Source organism: Emcibacteraceae bacterium (genome assembly GCA_041396985.1).
Classification (GTDB): Bacteria; Pseudomonadota; Alphaproteobacteria; order Sphingomonadales; family Emcibacteraceae; genus Pseudemcibacter.
Genome location: JAWKXO010000001.1, coordinates 582838 through 600221, shown reverse-complemented (window position 1 = coordinate 600221; position 17384 = coordinate 582838). Strand labels below are relative to the sequence as shown.

The 17384-nt window shown below is 43.0% G+C and carries 17 protein-coding genes; 7 read left to right on the top strand and 10 right to left on the bottom strand.

All coding sequences use genetic code 11. From position 1 onward, the window contains the following. The first annotated feature begins 60 nt into the window (after nucleotides 1-60). The gene (gene recG, locus R3D86_02835) at nucleotides 61-2151 is read left to right on the top strand and encodes an ATP-dependent DNA helicase RecG (GenBank protein ID MEZ5757139.1); all 2091 of its coding nucleotides are present in this window, start codon (nucleotides 61-63) and stop codon (nucleotides 2149-2151) included. Here recG and R3D86_02830 read toward each other — a convergent pair. From R3D86_02830 to lptF, 5 genes are read right to left on the bottom strand one after another with little or no spacing between them, the layout of a single operon-like run. Then, on the bottom strand, nucleotides 2138-2740 hold the full coding sequence (locus tag R3D86_02830; protein ID MEZ5757138.1) for a class I SAM-dependent methyltransferase: 603 nt from the start codon (nucleotides 2738-2740) through the stop codon (nucleotides 2138-2140). The two genes, recG and R3D86_02830, sit on opposite strands and share 14 nt — an antisense overlap. Beyond that, nucleotides 2727-3395, bottom strand: coding sequence for a DUF502 domain-containing protein (locus R3D86_02825; GenBank protein MEZ5757137.1), 669 nt, complete (start codon nucleotides 3393-3395; stop codon nucleotides 2727-2729). The genes R3D86_02830 and R3D86_02825 overlap by 14 nt, the downstream gene beginning before the upstream one ends. Next, nucleotides 3396-4544 carry a hypothetical protein gene (locus R3D86_02820; GenBank protein MEZ5757136.1) on the bottom strand — a complete coding sequence of 383 codons (1149 nt, stop codon included), beginning with the start codon at nucleotides 4542-4544 and terminating at the stop codon, nucleotides 3396-3398. Between the two features lie 18 nt (nucleotides 4545-4562). After that, the gene (gene lptG / locus R3D86_02815) at nucleotides 4563-5693 is read right to left on the bottom strand and encodes an LPS export ABC transporter permease LptG (GenBank protein ID MEZ5757135.1); all 1131 of its coding nucleotides are present in this window, start codon (nucleotides 5691-5693) and stop codon (nucleotides 4563-4565) included. Then, the gene (lptF, locus tag R3D86_02810; GenBank protein MEZ5757134.1) at nucleotides 5693-6868 is read right to left on the bottom strand and encodes an LPS export ABC transporter permease LptF; all 1176 of its coding nucleotides are present in this window, start codon (nucleotides 6866-6868) and stop codon (nucleotides 5693-5695) included. Before lptF ends, lptG begins: the two co-directional genes overlap by 1 nt. 280 nt (nucleotides 6869-7148) lie before the next feature. Between lptF and R3D86_02805 the strand changes: the two genes are divergently transcribed. After that, on the top strand, nucleotides 7149-8060 hold the full coding sequence (locus R3D86_02805) for a hypothetical protein (GenBank protein MEZ5757133.1): 912 nt from the start codon (nucleotides 7149-7151) through the stop codon (nucleotides 8058-8060). Here the strand turns inward: R3D86_02805 and R3D86_02800 are convergent. The 5 genes from R3D86_02800 to R3D86_02780 all read right to left on the bottom strand — a co-directional run bounded on the left by R3D86_02800 (nucleotide 8057) and on the right by R3D86_02780 (nucleotide 13528). Then, nucleotides 8057-9265: an aminotransferase class I/II-fold pyridoxal phosphate-dependent enzyme gene (locus R3D86_02800; protein ID MEZ5757132.1), complete on the bottom strand. Its 1209-nt coding sequence runs from the start codon at nucleotides 9263-9265 to the stop codon at nucleotides 8057-8059. The two genes, R3D86_02805 and R3D86_02800, sit on opposite strands and share 4 nt — an antisense overlap. Before the next feature lie 25 nt (nucleotides 9266-9290). Beyond that, nucleotides 9291-9545: a phosphopantetheine-binding protein gene (locus R3D86_02795; GenBank protein MEZ5757131.1), complete on the bottom strand. Its 255-nt coding sequence runs from the start codon at nucleotides 9543-9545 to the stop codon at nucleotides 9291-9293. A gap of 68 nt (nucleotides 9546-9613) precedes the next feature. Further along, nucleotides 9614-10546 carry an NAD(P)-dependent oxidoreductase gene (locus R3D86_02790; GenBank protein MEZ5757130.1) on the bottom strand — a complete coding sequence of 311 codons (933 nt, stop codon included), beginning with the start codon at nucleotides 10544-10546 and terminating at the stop codon, nucleotides 9614-9616. Nucleotides 10547-10632: 86 nt separating this feature from the next. Continuing rightward, nucleotides 10633-12369, bottom strand: coding sequence for a fatty acyl-AMP ligase (locus R3D86_02785; GenBank protein ID MEZ5757129.1), 1737 nt, complete (start codon nucleotides 12367-12369; stop codon nucleotides 10633-10635). A gap of 259 nt (nucleotides 12370-12628) precedes the next feature. Beyond that, the gene (locus R3D86_02780) at nucleotides 12629-13528 is read right to left on the bottom strand and encodes a DMT family transporter (GenBank protein ID MEZ5757128.1); all 900 of its coding nucleotides are present in this window, start codon (nucleotides 13526-13528) and stop codon (nucleotides 12629-12631) included. A 22-nt stretch (nucleotides 13529-13550) separates the two neighbouring features. On the opposite strand from R3D86_02780, the gene R3D86_02775 reads away from it, so the two are divergent. From R3D86_02775 to smpB, 5 genes are all read left to right on the top strand, one after another. Continuing rightward, nucleotides 13551-14117 (top strand): RecX family transcriptional regulator, encoded by a 567-nt coding sequence (locus tag R3D86_02775; protein ID MEZ5757127.1) that lies wholly within the window; start codon nucleotides 13551-13553, stop codon nucleotides 14115-14117. Then, complete coding sequence (locus R3D86_02770; protein MEZ5757126.1) at nucleotides 14107-15258, top strand: MFS transporter; 1152 nt, start codon at nucleotides 14107-14109, stop codon at nucleotides 15256-15258. The genes R3D86_02775 and R3D86_02770 overlap by 11 nt, the downstream gene beginning before the upstream one ends. Before the next feature lie 101 nt (nucleotides 15259-15359). After that, complete coding sequence (locus R3D86_02765) at nucleotides 15360-15842, top strand: hypothetical protein (GenBank protein ID MEZ5757125.1); 483 nt, start codon at nucleotides 15360-15362, stop codon at nucleotides 15840-15842. 182 nt (nucleotides 15843-16024) lie between these two features. Further along, nucleotides 16025-16906: a 4-hydroxy-tetrahydrodipicolinate synthase gene (dapA, locus tag R3D86_02760; GenBank protein ID MEZ5757124.1), complete on the top strand. Its 882-nt coding sequence runs from the start codon at nucleotides 16025-16027 to the stop codon at nucleotides 16904-16906. Continuing rightward, on the top strand, nucleotides 16907-17380 hold the full coding sequence (gene smpB, locus R3D86_02755; protein MEZ5757123.1) for an SsrA-binding protein SmpB: 474 nt from the start codon (nucleotides 16907-16909) through the stop codon (nucleotides 17378-17380). The last annotated feature ends 4 nt before the right edge of the window (nucleotides 17381-17384 follow it).

Below are 17384 nucleotides of genomic sequence, written 5' to 3'. Positions count from 1 at the left end.
GTTATGTTAAGTGTATATAAAAATTACAATTAAAATAAAACCTTTAATATTGCGGAACCGATGCGACCAGAAATACTCTTTCCATTATTTGCTGAAACGGAAACTTTGCCCGGTGTGGGTAAGCGCATTGCTGCCGGAATTGAGAAAGTGGCCGGAAGCCGTATATTGGATTTATTGTGGCATATGCCGGTAGACATTATTGACCGTCGCGCAGGGCCGGACTTGAAAGATATTACATTTGATCAGATCGTGACCTTGGAAGTCACTGTCGGAAGACATGATCCTGCACCGGCAAATAGCAAAAAACCATACCGAGTCTGGTGCCATGATGATACGGGAACAATTTGTCTGGTCTTTTTTCATCCACGTAAGGATTATATTCTGACGCAATTGCCAGAAGGTCAGAAACGTCTTATCAGTGGCAAAGTTGAAGTCTATAGCGGTCAGCTGCAGATGAGCCATCCTGACTATATTCTACCACCCGAAAAAAGAAATGAGATACCGGCTGTAGAGCCGGTGTATCCCCTTACTGCCGGGGTTAGTGGCAAGGTAATGGCCCGAATTATAAATGAAGCGACAAAAAAAGTACCTGATTTACCAGAATGGCTTGATCCTGCTCTAATCAAAAGAGAGAGTTGGCTGGACTGGAATAGGTCTATTATTAAGGCGCATCATCCAGAGAAAAAGGAAGATACCAACGCCAACAGTCCGGCACGCCTACGGCTGGCTTATGATGAACTGCTGGCAAATCAATTGGCTCTTGAAATTATGCGAAAGCAGACGAAGAAGAAAAAAGGTCGTGCCATGAAAGGCACACATAAGCTTACGGATAAATTTCTTGCAAACCTTCCTTATCAATTAACGGGCGCTCAGAATAATGCCATTGCTGAAATAGGGGAGGATATGACTGGTCCATCATCCATGATGCGGCTACTTCAAGGTGATGTGGGAAGCGGAAAAACGGTCGTCGCCCTTTATTCAATGTTGATTGCTGTAGAAAATAAGACGCAGGCCGCGATTATTGCTCCGACCGAAATTTTGGCAAGGCAGCATTATGCAAGTCTTTCGGAAATGGTGAAAGGGCTTGGGGTCAATATAACCATTCTGACGGGAAGGGATAAAGGTAAAGCAAGACAGAAATTGCTGGATGATCTGGCGTCGGGGGAAATTAATATTCTTGTCGGGACACATGCCCTTATTCAGAAAGATGTCATTTATCATGATCTGGCCATGGCCGTCATCGATGAACAGCATCGTTTCGGGGTGGAACAAAGAATGGCGCTTTCCGCCAAAGGCCCTAAAGGGATCGGTATGGATATCCTGGCGATGACGGCAACCCCGATCCCAAGAACCCTTACCCTGACGGTTTATGGCGACATGGATGTATCAAGGCTTTATGAAAAACCGCCGGGTCGTACGCCAATTGATACACGGGTGATGGCATTAAACCGGATTGAGGAAGTGATCACCGCCACCAGAAGAACCATAGAAAATGGCGCCAGAATTTACTGGGTATGCCCGCTTGTAGAGGAATCCGAGGTCCTTGATTTGGCCGCGGCAGAGGAAAGATATCGCCATCTGGAACAGTTATTTGGGCACAGGGTTGGCCTTATCCACGGTAAAATGAAAGTGAAGGAAAAAGATGACGTGATGAACCGCTTCATAGCCGGAGATATTGATATTCTTGTCGCAACAACGGTTATAGAAGTTGGTGTTGATGTGCCGGAGGCAACCGTCATGATTATTGAACATGCTGAGCGATTTGGTTTGTCGCAGCTTCATCAACTTCGTGGCCGTGTTGGCCGGGGAGGAGGTAAATCAACCTGTCTTCTTCTTTATGGTGCACTTGGCGCGACAGCGAAATCACGGTTGAATATCATGCGACAAACCGAAGATGGTTTTATTATCGCGGAAGAGGATTTAAAATTGAGAGGGGCTGGTGAAGTCCTAGGCACCCGGCAGAGCGGGCTGCCCAAATTTAAAGTTGCCAGCCTTGAAGACCATCATAAACTGATCCCGATGGCAAGGGATGATGCAAGGCTGGTTCTGGAACTTGATCCTGAGCTTTCAGGAAAACGCGGAAAAAACCTTCGTATTTTACTTTATCTGTTTGAAAGGGATGAGGGGGTTAAATATCTTAAGTCCGGATAAAAACATCATATCGGGTTGATTTCCCGACAATCTGGTGTGACGGCTTTCTTATGCCATCCAATGATTCCGCCCGCATTGGCCATTTTAATACAACCCGTGATCTGGCGCAGGCGAGGGCAATTTCAAGCAGCTCTCGGGCATCTGGGTCAGTGCCAACAATGTTCCGGATCAGGCGCATTTCTTTTTTCACAAGCGCTGATTTTTGTCTGGGCGGATGCATGGGATCAATCAGTATTACTTCCGGGTTTAAGGTGGGGAGCAGGTCTTTGGCGTCTCCATGAAGAAGGGTCATACGCCCAATAATTTCTGCATATTGCTCATTTTCATTTTTTGCCCGCTTGAGCCCTTCTTGCAGCAAACTATGAATATGATCATTTCGTTCAATCAGGGTAACCTGAGCCCCCAACGACGCAAGTAAGAAAGCATCACGACCAAGACCCGCAGTCGCATCAACGACTGATGGTATATGACCGCTTTTAAATCCAATGGCTTTTGGTAACGCCTGCTGCCGTCCACCGCCATATTTCAGTCGATGACCAACCGCACCACCGACAAAATCGCAGACGAGCTCATCATTATTTTTTGACATTTTTTTTGGGCAGATCCTGTGGATTCACAAGCCCTGCTGAAATAACATATTTTGCACCCTGATCAGGGGTCATATCCAGATAAATCAGGTCTTTCTTCGGCACAAACAGTAAAAATCCTGAAGTTGGGTTTGGAGTTGTTGGCAGAAATACATTGACCACTTCATCTTCAATTTTACCCTGAATTTCGCTTTTATTTTCACCGGATACAAAAGCAATCGCCCATAGACCTGTGCGTGGATATTCAACCAGAACTACATCACTGAAGCTCTTGCTATCCTGGGCAATAACGGTTTCAAATATCTGTTTTAAGGTGCTGTAAACGCTTCTAACGACAGGCATTCTGTCAACCAGTCTTTCACCAAAGCGGATTAGGGCGCGGCCGAACAAATTGGCGGTCAAGGCCCCCAGAATAACCAGAAATAAAAATAAAAATATCAACCCTAATCCCGGTATTGAAATAGGCTTAAGATATGTTTCAGGGTTATAGGCTGCTGGGATCAGCGGCTTAATGTGGCTATCGACTAGGGATATGAACCACCAGCCAATATAGACGGTGATTCCAATCGGGGACGCGACCACAAGTCCGGTCAGAAAATAATTTCTGACACGGTGAAAAAATCCTACTTTTCTAACGGGTTCTTCTGTATCTGACATTTATAAATCTTTTTGATATAATCTGTATGTTTTATATTTCACGCAACCAATTGTCTCAAGCAATTTTGAGAGCCTCGTATTCTCTTCAAGTACCCATGAAAGTTCTGCTTCTTCACATCCGACAGCGGTTGCTGTCTGTCGGCATGCTTCAAACAGTCCGAACGACATTATACCGCTTAAACGACTGTTTTGATATTCTTTTCGAACACCCATGAGTGGCACGCGAACGGTTTTAAAACTGGGGCTTATTTTTAACCGCCATAGCAGTTTAAAAATACCAAATGGAAACAGTTTGCCGTCAAGATCACGGATAATTTCATTGATATTGGGCAGAGTAACCATCATTGCCTGTGGGACACCGTCAATTTCAGCAATGTAGGTAAAATCCTCGCGGATGATCATTTTTAATTCCTTAACTGCATGATCAAGTTCCGCTTCGGTAAAAGGGATATATTTCCAGTTATCAATCCAGGCATCATTAAAAATATCAAGGATAATTTTCAGCTCTTCTTCATATTTATCCATATTTATGGGACGAAATTTTACTTGTCCTTTTTCTACAGCACGATCAACAAGTTTTTGAATAACAGGCGGCAAAATCGGTTTGCTGATATCCAGTGTATATGCCCAAGTGTCCTTCACTTTATTAAAACCGGCACCATTGACCAGTTTTTCGAAATAGGGGCGGGCATGGCCCATTAGAAGCCTGGGCGGGGTATCAAATCCATCGACTAGCATGCCAGTTTCCTCATTGATGGAAAGATTGAAGGGGCCAATTACTTCGATCATGTTATTCTTTTTCAGCCAGTTACAGGCGGTGTTAAATAAAGCATTGGCAACGTCCTGATCATCAATGCAATCAAAATAACCGTAATGACCGGTTTTAATGCCATGATATTTTTCGACCAGTTCATCTATCTGTGCACTGATACGGCCGACCGGTTTACCGTCTTTGTAGGCGATCCAGAACTTTACTGTCGCATGCTCAAAAAACGGGTTCTTTTTTTCATCAATAGCATCAAGCCGTTCCATAATGAGTGGCGGAACCCAGTTTGGTTCATCTGCATATATGTCCCAAAGCAGTTTTACAAAAACTTTGCGGTCTTCTTTTGTTGTCGCTTCTTTTATTTCAATATTAGCGAATGTCATTAACAGTCCTTTTTTTGATTATTCTTCTGTTAACAGGATAAAGCTTACCCCGGCAAGTCCGAATAACAGGAAGGGGAGCCATGCGGCAATAATTGGCGGAACCGCTCCATATTGTCCCAGAGCGATAAACAGATTATTGACCACAAAAAACCCAAATCCCATGGAAAGGGTAATTAATATCCGCCCAAGTAGATTACCGCCGCGATGTAGGCCAAAAGCGGCAAGCCCGGCAAGGAGTGGCATTAATAATGTGCTTAAAGGGGATACAAATTTCTGATAAAGCATGGTTCTCAGATTTGCCGTATCATGGCCTTCGGATTGAAGCTGGCTGATGGCCCGGCGCAGGCGTGGCAGATTAACCTGATCAGCGACGATCGCAAGAGAAATAAACCGTTCCGGTGGAATAGTTGTAACCCAGTCCATATTTTCCAGTACATCGATTTTCAGGGTTTTCAGGTTAAAATTGATAACCCCGTAAAGTTTCCAGCTATCATTTCTGTAAACGGCAAAATCGGCTTTAATGATATTCGTAATGTTTTTGTCTTCGTCCCGGATATATTGCGTCACCTGATCGAGCAGCAAAATGCTACCGTTTCTATTGGCGCTTTCCGCCTTTACAAGGTTCTGGCCGTCCGTGACCCAGGTATCATAAACGGAATCCGGTGCCGGCGGAATATCGGCGGCAAAATTATTGGCTTCCCAGTTTCTGAGTTCAGCACGCGCATGGACAGTAACAGTTTCTGAAAATACAAAATTCACTGCACCGATCAGTAGTGAGACGGCCATCAGCGGTACCAATATCCGAAAGGCGGACCAGCCCGCGGCTTTCATAATAACAATTTCACTATTAACATTTAGCACTGATAGAGTAAGGATTGATGACAGCAACGCAACAAAGGGCGAAAATAAAGAAATCAGATGAGGACTGCGCAGGGTTACATATCGCCATAAGTCAGTATAAACAGCACCTTCACCAGCAAGAATTTCATCGGACTTTGCCAGAAGGTCAAGCATCTGTAATGTTGCAATAAGACCGGCAAGAATTATGACATAACGGACAGCAAAAATTTTTGCCAGATAAACATCCATACTTCCAGGGCTGAATATTTTACCAAAATGTCCGCCATAGCTCATCACCCGCTCAACCATTAGCTTGATGTCCTCACGCGTTTAAATAGTTTGGTGAAAAACTCAAGAATGATATCGGATACCAGTTCAAGTGTTCGCAGCGGCACACCACCGACTGTATAGGCACCAATGTAATAAAGCCTTGCCGTTACAGCAATAAAGACCGCTGTGGGCACCCAAATAGTCAGCCATGGACTAAAGCTGCCGTCTGCAGCAAAATCAAGGCCGAATTCGAGGACTTTATGATAAAGAAGGAGAATAAAGACGCCCACGGAAATGCCGAGTGCCCTTCCGGACCTTTTGGCAACCAGCCCTAATGGCACAGCAAGAAAAGGGACAATTAAAATGGATAATGCCCGGGCAATCCGGGAATGAAGCGTTGCGATGATCGCTGTATTGCCACTATCCCGAAGTTGCCAAAGTTCATTAAATGTCATTTCCGCAGCATCATCACCGCGGTTTCTGAACTGTTCGAACATTGGCACTTCCAATGGTAGATCATGCATATCAAAATTCAAAATGCGCGGCCTGTTCTGGCTGGTATCAAAATCGATGAGCGTCCCGTCAAAGAGCCGTAAAATAATATATTTTTGATCTGGTGAGGCATAAAAACTGCCTTTTTTTGCACTGACAGAATATATATGCCCATCGGGTTCTTCTTTCTGTGCAAAAATATCAAGGAGCTCACGACCTGAGTTTTGAGATTCTTCGATCCTCAGTGTCAAACCTTTTCCAAGATTGGTGAATTCATTTGATTTTATTGCAGCGCCTAACGCGCCACTTCGGACATCAAAAATTAGCTCTTCATAGGCATATTTGGTATAGGGTTGGACAAAACCAACAACAAGAATGTTAATAAGCAGAAGAAGAACAGCCAGAAAAATAGGCATTAACAGTAATCTGTGAAGACTTATACCGCAGGAGAGTAAAGCATCAAGTTCACTGCTTAAAGCGAATTTCCGGATGGCAAGCAAGACCCCGAGGAACATTGCCAGTGGGATAACAAGGGTCAGATATTGTGGCATCAGATTACCCAGCATCTGCCAGACCACATCAATGGGACCGCCCTGGTTAATGACGAAGTCGAACAGGGAAAGCATTTTTTCAAGCAGAAGCAGCAGTGCCGAAATTCCCAAAGTAGCAACTAATGGGACAATCGTACTTTTCAGAACATAAAAATCAATTTTGTTAAACATAAATGGGGCTTTGCCTGATTATTGCCTTGTGTTCTTTCTATAGCTCATTTATGGCTAAGTATATTAATATTTTATAACAGTATTGTAGAAAATAATGTCGAATTAATAAATGTTTTTTGCTTATGACGAAACTTTATGGTCAATATAGGGCAGAAACATGAATTAGTGCGTCAATAAAAATATCGTATGTTGATAAAAAGTACAGAAATAAACCGGGATAATTAAGTTGGATTTGATCGCTATTTTAAGTAGCCCTGACTCATTTCATAATAAAAGTGAAATGGATAAAATCAGGAATATCATAAAAGAGGAAGGTTCAGGGATCATTCACTATGAGGTGAAGAATTTTGCGGACATTGGTGAAGCTTTGTCCAGATTCCACCAATGTAAGGTGAAAGCAATCATCATCGTTGGCGGACAGGCATTATCTTCGGCAACTTTTGAATATTTAATAGATAAGAAGCCGTTTGGAGAAACCAAAATTCCCATTTCCGTACTTTCCGGTGATGATGAAAGATTTATTGCTCAAAGCTTTGGTGCCACATCTAACCATGCTCATCAGGATCTAAAGAATATCCTCAGAAAGCATAAAACCGGACGTCTTTTGGATCATATTGTGAAAACGCCCCTGATCAAGGTGGAAGGTGTTATGCATGTCGGCAAATTATATGGACTTTATTTTTGCACCGGGGAAATTATCAGCAGAAAATCTCTCTTCCAGAGAACATTGCATAGAACAGGTATTCGGCACGTCATTCAGAATTATACAACGATCATTTCCCTTCTTTATAAAGCATATATCGGATCAAGACGTTCCGATGATATAAATGATATGATCCGCATAAACAGAAACCAGAGAGGGGCTGTGGTAGGGCGCTATTTTATGGTACTACTCAGTAGTCTTGACTGGATTTTCCTCGGAACCAGGCTTCCGCATAGGCACAAGGCTAATAGCCTGAATTTCTTAAGTGTGGAAAATACCAAAGATGCCATAATGAGCACAGGAAAAAGAATGCTTAAAGGCAGTTACGGCGAAAGAATGCTTCCCGGGCATGTGATGGCTGAAATTGAACATGCAAGGCTTGTTTTTAATAAGAAATTTGTCGTTGACGGCTGTTTTTATGAAACGGGGTCAAGCGGGGAACTGCTTATTTCCGCTGCGGAAGATTTGACCTTTATCCGTATTGATTAACTTAATACGTTCAGCTTTTTTCCGACGGCTATAAACTTTTCCAGCATATAATCTATTTGTTCAAATGAATGTGCTGCTGAAAGGCTGCACCGCATAAGATTAAGGCCGTTTGGTGTTGCCGGTGGGACGGCAAGGTTCACATAAACGCCTTCTTTCATCATATTCTGCCAGTAGGCAATGGCTGTTGGTTTGTCATCTATGATGATCGCGGCAATCGGGCTTTCACCTGTTGTTCCCATATTAAACCCGGCACTCGCCAAACCTTTATTAAGCCGCATTGAATTTTCGAGCAGTTTTACTCTCAAGTTACTGTCTTTAATTAGTTCCAGTGCTTTTGTGGCTGAAGCAACAACCGACGGGGGAAGTGATGCTGTAAAGACATAGGGGCGACAGACCAGTCTTAATGTCTCAAATTTGGGATGATTTGAAACACAATATCCACCTACTGTGCCAACGCTTTTGCTGAAAGTGCCGACAGTAAAGTCCACCAGATGTTCAACATTTTGCTCCTGGGCAACGCCCCGGCCCGTTTTACCAAAAACACCAATTGAATGGGCTTCATCTACAAGCACAAATGCATCATGTTTTTTTGCCGCAGTCGCCAGTTCCTTAATTGGGGCCTGATCGCCAAGCATGCTGTAAACGCCTTCAATAACGACAAGAATGCCAGCATCCGGATCTTTCCGTCTTATTCGTGCCAGACGTTTTTCAAGATCTTCCGGGTTATTATGGCCGAAGCGGACGACTGTTGCATTTCCCATGGCGCAGCCATCATAAATACTGGCATGACTGTCGGCATCAATGACCACATAATCTTTGGGTCCGGCCACAGTTGAGATGACACCTAAATTTGCCTGATAACCCGTTGAAAAAACAATGGCATGCTTAGCGTCATAGAAATCTTTCAGTGTTTCCTCAAGTTTTTTATGGCCGTAATAAGTGCCGTTTAATACACGTGACCCCGTTGTGCCGGTACCAAAACTCCTTAAGGCTTCCTCGGCTGCCTTAATACAGTCCTGATTGTAGGTCATACCCATATAGTTGTTGGTTCCGGCAAGAATTGTTTTTTTGCCATTTATGATAGCTTCGGTCGGAGAAATCACAGCATCCATACTGACCGTGAAAGGGTTTAACTCTCCACCTTCTGCAAGTTTTTTATACTCAGCAAGGATGTTATCGAATTTATCAAATAGATCGTGGGTCATGGGGTATGATTTTTCCGCTAAAAAATTAATTTTCTTCGTCAAGAATTCTTTTTATGGCTTCGGCGACTTGTCCAACGGTTTCAAGGTCAGGAAGTATATTTAGCGGTACAGTTACATCAAAATGATCTTCAATGGCTGCCAGCATATCCATAACTGAAAGAGAATCCAGTTCAAGATCAGAGGCAAAAGTGGTATCTGCTGATATGGTAACGCCTTTTTTATTAAACGGGGCCATAAGCTCGCAAATCTGATCTAAAATTTCTGTAGTATCAAGTGTCATCTTTGTACCTTTGTTTCGGGTGGCTAACTTACAGAATATGTCTGTTAAAATCCATTAGAAAATGCGCATTATATATATTCGTTCTTTTTGTACCAGTCGAGAGTTTGTTTTAAACCCTTCTGCAAATCATACTCAATGACATTATTGTCTGCCGGGATACCCATCTGCGGATTGCAAACCCAGTCTGAGTGACAAATTTCATTCACCTTTTTTGCTGATAACATTGGCGAGTAACCAAATATACGTCCACTTATGGTATTAATATGGCCGGTAGATTTTAAAATGAATTTGGGCGAAGTGATTTTTAAAGGTGAAACCTGCATAATTGATGCAGCTGTATTATAAAAATATTCATGCGTATATCCGCCCGGCTGACCATCATCAACTTCAAGAATTTGGCTAAATAACTGTTCATTTTCAATTGTTGAAATAATTGAATTAACCAGATCACTTACATGTATCCAGGAAACCCGGTTTTCTCGATTTGCCGGAAATATAGCCAGACCAGACTTTAACATTTTAAATATCTTGAGGGTTTCAGTATCTCCAGGGCCATAGATCCCTGGCGGTCTGATGATCGACCAGTTTAATGAAAGATTATTATTTTTAAGTTCTTCTTCACCCATAAATTTACTCACCGCATAGTCGGATAATTGAGGCTCACGTGCTGCGAGTGACGAAACCTGAATGAAATGGTCTGGCTTATTTTCAGGACTTATGGCACCCAGAATATTTGATACGGCTACTGCGTTGGCTTCTAAAAAATCCTGCTTATTCATTGCCTTGACCAGACCAGCCACATTTATAACAATATCTGCATTCGAGCAAAGTTCCTTGAGCGCTGCCTGATCCCCAAGACCACCATAAATCCAGCTTACATTATCAATGGGCAGTTGATGGCGTCGTGTAAGGGCATTGATTTGAAATCCTCTGGTGAGCAGCTCTTTTAACAGATGTCCGCCAACAAAGCCCGTAGCGCCTGTTAAAGCAATAGTTTTCACTTTTCGTTATTCCTAAATAAGAAAACGCCAATCTTTATGTTATGTAAGATTAGCGTTTTGATATCTCTTTCGTCAATCAGGTAATTTTAGGTAAGCTGTCCTTCAAGATATTGTCTGCGGGCCTTTACCCGTGACAATTTCCCGGATGATGTGCGTGGGAGTGACCTTGGTGGAACCAAAATAACTTTTGGTGCCTTGCCGATAACAGCCTGTACTTCATGTTTAATTCTGTTTTCCAGGTCAATTCGGTCTTCTTCATCACGTTTACGACATTGTACCAAAATAGCCGGTATTTCTTCATTATTTTCACCGGGAATTGAAATGGCGGCACTGTCTCCGGAACGGAGTTCGGGTAATTTTTCTACTGCCCATTCAATATCATGGGGCCAATGGTTTTTACCATTAATAATGATCAGATCTTTAATTCGGCCAATAATATATAAGGAGCCATCAGCCATATAACCGATATCACCAGTATCAAGCCATCCGTCTTCCGACAGGCACTGACGGGTTGCTTCCTCGTCCATATAATAGCCAACCATGACGCTTGGCCCTTTAACACAAACGCGGCCAATTTCCCGTTCCAGCAGCGCATCATCGTGTTCATCACGGATTTCCAGTTCATATTCAGGAAGTGGCTTTCCGCAATTGACAACTTCACGGTAATTGGCACCATTGCCGTTTAATTTGTGGTCCGGAACCGATTTTACATCACCGCTTAAGACTTCTTCGCTGACGAGATCTACTTCATAACCTGAAAAGGCGGGTGCAAAACTAACAGCAAGAGTACATTCAGCCAGACCATAACTTGGCATAAAGGCCCTTTTGTCAAAGCCGCATTCTTTAAATGTTTCAGCAAAAATTTCCAGAACATTCGGGCGGATCATATCAGCGCCAATTCCGGCCACACGCCAGCTTGAAAGGTCAAGCCCCTCAAGGTCGGTTGAATTGGCCCGTCTGGCACAAATTTCATATCCAAAGGTTGGGCCGGAGCACATTGTTCCTTTATTTTTTGAGATCAGTTTAAGCCACTGCATCGGACGGCGGGCAAATGCCTCGGTCGCAAGATAATCAATAGATACCTGGCAGGCAATCGGAGAAATAAGCATGCCAACAAGGCCCATATCATGATAAAATGGCAACCAAGATACGGCACGGTCATTGTCCTTTACTTCCATACCAATTTTACCGATGCCGTGACTGTTTGACATTAATGAACGATGTGTGACGGCAACGCCATGTGGGAAACGCGTGCTGCCAGAGGAATACTGTAGATAGGCAAGGTCGTCCGGTGTCACTTCCGGAAGAATTACATTTTCAATTTCACTATCGCTAGCCTGCGCTTCGAAAGTATCTGGTGTGCCGACAAAAACCATTTCGAGGCCATTTGTCGCTTCATCAAGAAGCGGCAGCATATAAGCGGCTGACATTGCAACCGTTGCCCCGCAGCTTTTCATTTGTTGATGAAGCTGTTCTGTATAGCCTTCCCGACCACCAAAGGAAGTTGGAAGGGGCAGTGGAACCGGGAGTAAACCGGCATATTGACAGCCAAGAAAATAACAAACGAAATCTTCATTGGTTTCAGCGATCAGAGCAACTCTTGAATTTTTCTCAATACCAAAATGAACCAGTCTTCGGCCAATTTCCATAGACCGGTCCCTGACTTGTGTATAGGTGATGCTGCTTTCCAGTTCCCCGCGCGGAGAATAGAAATTAAGGCCCCTTATGCCTTTTGCTGCGTAGTCCAGTGCTTCCAGTAGCGTATTGAATTCGGCATATTTTCGTGGAAGACCAGGGTCTAATGTTGGTGTAGGTTCAAGCATATATGAATAATGTCACTCAGCTGTTTTAAATAAAGTTATGTGAAAAAGTCCAGAACTGAACTATTGGCTTTTCCCGTTTTTAAAAGTTTATCTTTAAAAATAACTCATATGTCATATTTGTTTAATATACAATTTCACCTTCGATACATGCTGTTACATATAATCGCAAGTTATTTTTTATTTATTAGTGCGCATTTTACAGTGCGAATTGGTTTTTGCCAACAAATAAAAGAAACGGTTGAAATATATATAATTTTATCTATTTACTGACGAGGGTCTTTTTTTTAATTTGAGAGACATAAATTCCCCCAGCAATAAACAAAATGGCAAAGAAAGTTGTCGGCTTTAATGTTTCATCCAGAAATAAATATCCGGCCAGCACCCCAACCACCGGAATGATGTAAGTGTTATAGGATACAAATGTAGAGCCAGCTATTTGTGTGAAGACGACCATAACCATTGTGGTAATACCCGTTGGCAGTATGCCCAGATATAAAAGTGAAAGAATTTCAAGAGTACCAAAATTTGTGAAAGAAGGTTGCTCCAGCAGTATAGCAAGTGGCCATAGCAAAACTGATGTTGTCGTCAGCATAACAAATGACGTGCGAATAGGATCGGTTTTTACATATCTTCGAATGAGGATGTTGGCGAGGGCGTAACCGAAAGAAGCCACCATCATTGCAATAAGGGCATAAAATGCCAGATTTCCATGATCATTGTTTATAAAAAGTGAATCGTAAAAGAGCACTAAAATTCCACAAATTCCGCTGATGATGCCAACAAATCCAAGCAGGTTCATTTTTTCATCGTTGAAATGGGCCATAACAAAAACCATGAGCGGGATAACAGACATGCAAATGGCACCGGTCCCGGCATTAATATAAAGCATAGCCCAGCTTATGAGTACGAAAGGGATACCCGTGCCTATCAGGCCGATAACAGATCCTTTTATCCAGATTGATCTGTGGCTGGGAAGTTTTTCACCTTTTGAAAAAATATAAATGGCGATAATGATTGCCCCGACTGAAATACGTGAAGCAGCTATGGTTATCGGAGGAACGGTCGGTGCAATCATTTTTAAAAATAAAAATGACATACCCCAGACACTGGAAAGGAATAATAAATATAAATAATGTGATAAGGGTCTATGCTCGGTCATTGGAAATGGGTAATCTCTGCAAATGAACAAAAAAAGTAAGAAAATTAATATAACAAAAGAATATATTCAAAAAGCAGCCTATCGCTACCTTGAAAGATATGCAACATCGGAAGCGAATTTAAAATTTATTCTGAATAGAAAAATTGATCGTCAGCTGGCAAATATTGAAAATGCAGAGGATTTAAGACGAGAAGCCCGTATGTGGGTGATGGATACAGTTAAAAAATGTGTCGAACTGGGACTGGTGAATGATCAGCTTTATGCTGAAGCAAAAATAAATGCCTATCTGAATTCTGGAAATTCGTTAAATATTGCGAAAAACAAACTGAGATCAAAAGGTCTACCGACACAATTAATTTCGGAAATGGTTTCTGATATTGAAGAAAAATCACCAGACATTAATTTCATTAGCGCAATAAAATATGCAAAGAAAAGACGGTTTGGTCCTTTCCGGGTCAGGAAAGCGAATGAGGATACCGAAAAAAAAGAACAGGCATCGATGGCAAGAGCAGGCTTTTCATTTGAGGAAATTATGCGGGTTTTAAAAGCGGACAGCGAAGAATTGGAAAATATTCTCTATGAAAATTAGTAATCTTGCTTTTTTAAAGCTATCCGCCAATTACACCAGCCTTTATTTGTATCTTGGCATTATGACGCCTTTTTGGGGGATGTGGCTTCGGAATAAAGGATTATCACCTAGCGAAATTGGCATTATCATCGCCCTTCCATATATAATGAAAATAATTATCGTGCCGCTGGTCAGCCAGGCTGCGGACCGCAGAGATGAATATTGGCCCCCGCTTTTGATTTCGGTTTGTTTTGGCACATTATTTTCGACATTTTATTTTTTTGATTTGAATTTCTGGACACTGCTTTTAACAACATTTCTGGTCAATTTATTTGTGCCCGCGATCACACCGCTTCTTGAAACCATAACGGTAAGTCAGGCAGTAAAGCATAACCTGAATTATGGCCGTATCCGCTCATTCGGGTCTTTTTCCTTTATTGTCAGCTCAGTTGCCATTGGAATGTTTTTAAAATCAAATTCTATAAATGATGTGATCTGGATCATTTATGGCATCTTGTTGCTTATGATTATGACCACCTATAATCTGCCGCGCGGAAATAAAAAAATTGTCCAGGATGATGAGCAGATTGTTTCCCCCATAAGATTTTTACTGAGCAGCAGTGAATTTATCTGGTTTCTTATAATTGTCGGATTGTTACAGATGAGCCACGGTGTATTTTATTCGATGGGCAGCATTTACTGGCAGGAAAATGGTATCAGTGAAGAGTTCATTGGTTTGTTGTGGGGGGCAGGTGTTATCGCCGAAATTCTTCTTTTTATCTTTTGCAATAACCTGATCAGGAAATATCCGGTTTTCATCATTTTTGCGATCATCGGTTTTTCCGGTATGGTTCGTTGGTTTATTTTTTCAATGACATTTAACCTGCCGGTTCTGTTTGTCGCACAAATTTTACACGGTCTTACCTTTGGTGCCAGCCACCTTGCCGCCATTCACTATCTGGGCAGTAAAATTGAGAGTGGGTGCGGTGGAACGGCACAAAGCCTCTATTCTTCGTTGCCCCTTGGTCTCGGCATGGGGCTCGCAACCTATGTTGGTGGAGTTGTGTATGAAAGCGCAGCGGGTGGTGCCTATATTGCCATGAGCCTGCTTTGCGCAATGGCGTTTTTACTATCCGTTTTTTATTTTTATCGCAAAAAATAGTCATTTTATCCCCTTTTTTAAAAACAACGACAGGTTTTTAAATCTACGACGTATTATGAGTACATGACTTGTGGGAATGGGATAAATTTTTGGAGATTAAAATGACTAAATCTATTTATGTAATTACAGGAGTATTGGCCCTTACCTTCACAGGCGTTGCGATGTCTCAAGAAGGAGGTCGCGGTATGTCAATGATGGATACTAACAAAAACGGTACTGTTGAGAAGTCCGAATTTTCAGCAATGATGGACAAACGTTTTGCTGATACGGATAAAAATGGTGGCGGAATTTCGCTTGATGAATATAAAGCAAAAGCCAAAGCAGACCGTGAAGCTATGATGGCGAGGCGCCAGGAAATGGCTGAAGAGAATAAGGCGGATCGTGAAAAGCGCGCTGATGAGCGCTTACAAAAACGCTTTGAAAGCATGGATGCAGATAAAAACGGTACAATTTCAGCCGAAGAGTACAAAGCGGCCGGTGAAAAAATGTTTGACCGTATGGACCGTAATGGTGATGGCATTTTAAATGATCGCCGTGATCGTGGTGACAGAATGCGTGATCGTCCACGCGCCATGCGTAACTAATTCATATCTAATGTCCCGTGCGTCTAAGAATTACCCCATAAATTCTTAAACGTATCACTGAAAGGCGGGAAACTATTCCCGCCTTTTTTTTGTTTAAATTCACCGCTATAACCATATATGCTTGCAGAGTTGCCCTATGCGGCTTATTTTGCAGATAAAATACAGAAAATTGGAGCATTATCATGTTTGGCGGATCAATCCCGGCCCTTATCACACCTTTTAAAAATCGTGAGTTTGATGAAGAAACTTACCGAAAATTTGTCAGCTGGCAAATTGAACAGGGCTCCACTGGTGTTGTCCCTTGTGGTACCACCGGCGAATCCCCGACCCTTGATCATACGGAACACCGGGCCGTTACCGAAGCCTGCATTGATGAAGTGGCGGGTCGGGTACCGGTGCTCGCCGGCTGCGGGTCAAATTCAACCCGTGAGGCCATTGGCCTGACAAGGCACGCCAAAGAGGCGGGTGCGGACGGCGCACTGATCGTCACACCCTATTATAATAAACCCAATCAGGAAGGAATGTTTCAGCATTTCAAAGCAATTAACGATGCCGTTAGCCTGCCGATTATTATATATAATATTCCGGGTCGCAGTGTTGTTGATATGAGCGTGGAGACCATGGCGAGATGCTACCGTGAACTGGAAAATGTAATCGGGGTCAAAGACGCGACCGGTAATCTGGCCCGGGTGCCGCTTCAGCGCGCCGCCTGTGGCAAAGGATTTATCCAGCTTTCCGGCGAGGATCAGACGGCACTGGCCTTTAACGCCCATGGCGGTGTTGGCTGCATTTCGGTGACGGCCAATATAGCACCAAAACTGGTTTCGGACTTTCAGAAGGCGTCTTTATCGGGCGACCATAAAAAAGCGCTTGAGCTTGAAGACAAGCTAACCGCGCTTCATGATGTGATGTTTATTGAACCCAGTCCTGGTCCCGTTAAATATGCGGCGTCACTATTGGGATTATGCCTGCCTGATATGCGACTGCCACTGGTGCCGATAAGTGACACGACAAAGGCAAAAGTAAAAGCCGCCATGATAGGAGCGGGCCTGCTGGAAAAATAAATGGCAAGTGATAAAAAAAACAGTGCCTATAAGGTTATCGCGCTGAACCGCAAGGCACGGCATAATTATATTATTGAAGAGGAATTTGAAGCCGGAATTGTGCTTACCGGATCCGAGGTTAAATCGCTTCGTGCCGGTGAAAGCAATATTACCGACAGCTACGCCGAAGTGAAGGACGGCGAAGTTTTCCTGATCAATGCCTATATCAAGGAATATGAACAGGCCAACCGCTTTAACCATAGCGCAAGACGGGTCAGAAAACTGCTTCTTCACCGTAAGCAGATCAATAAAATGATGGCGGCTGTGCAGCGAAAGGGCATGACACTTGTCACCTTAAAGCTTTATTTCAATGATCAGAACCGGGCCAAAGTGCTTCTTGGGCTGGCACGGGGTAAAAAGCTTCATGACAAGCGCGCTTCTGATAAAGAGCGTGACTGGAACCGTCAAAAAGAGCGGCTGTTAAAAGACAGGTAAAAAA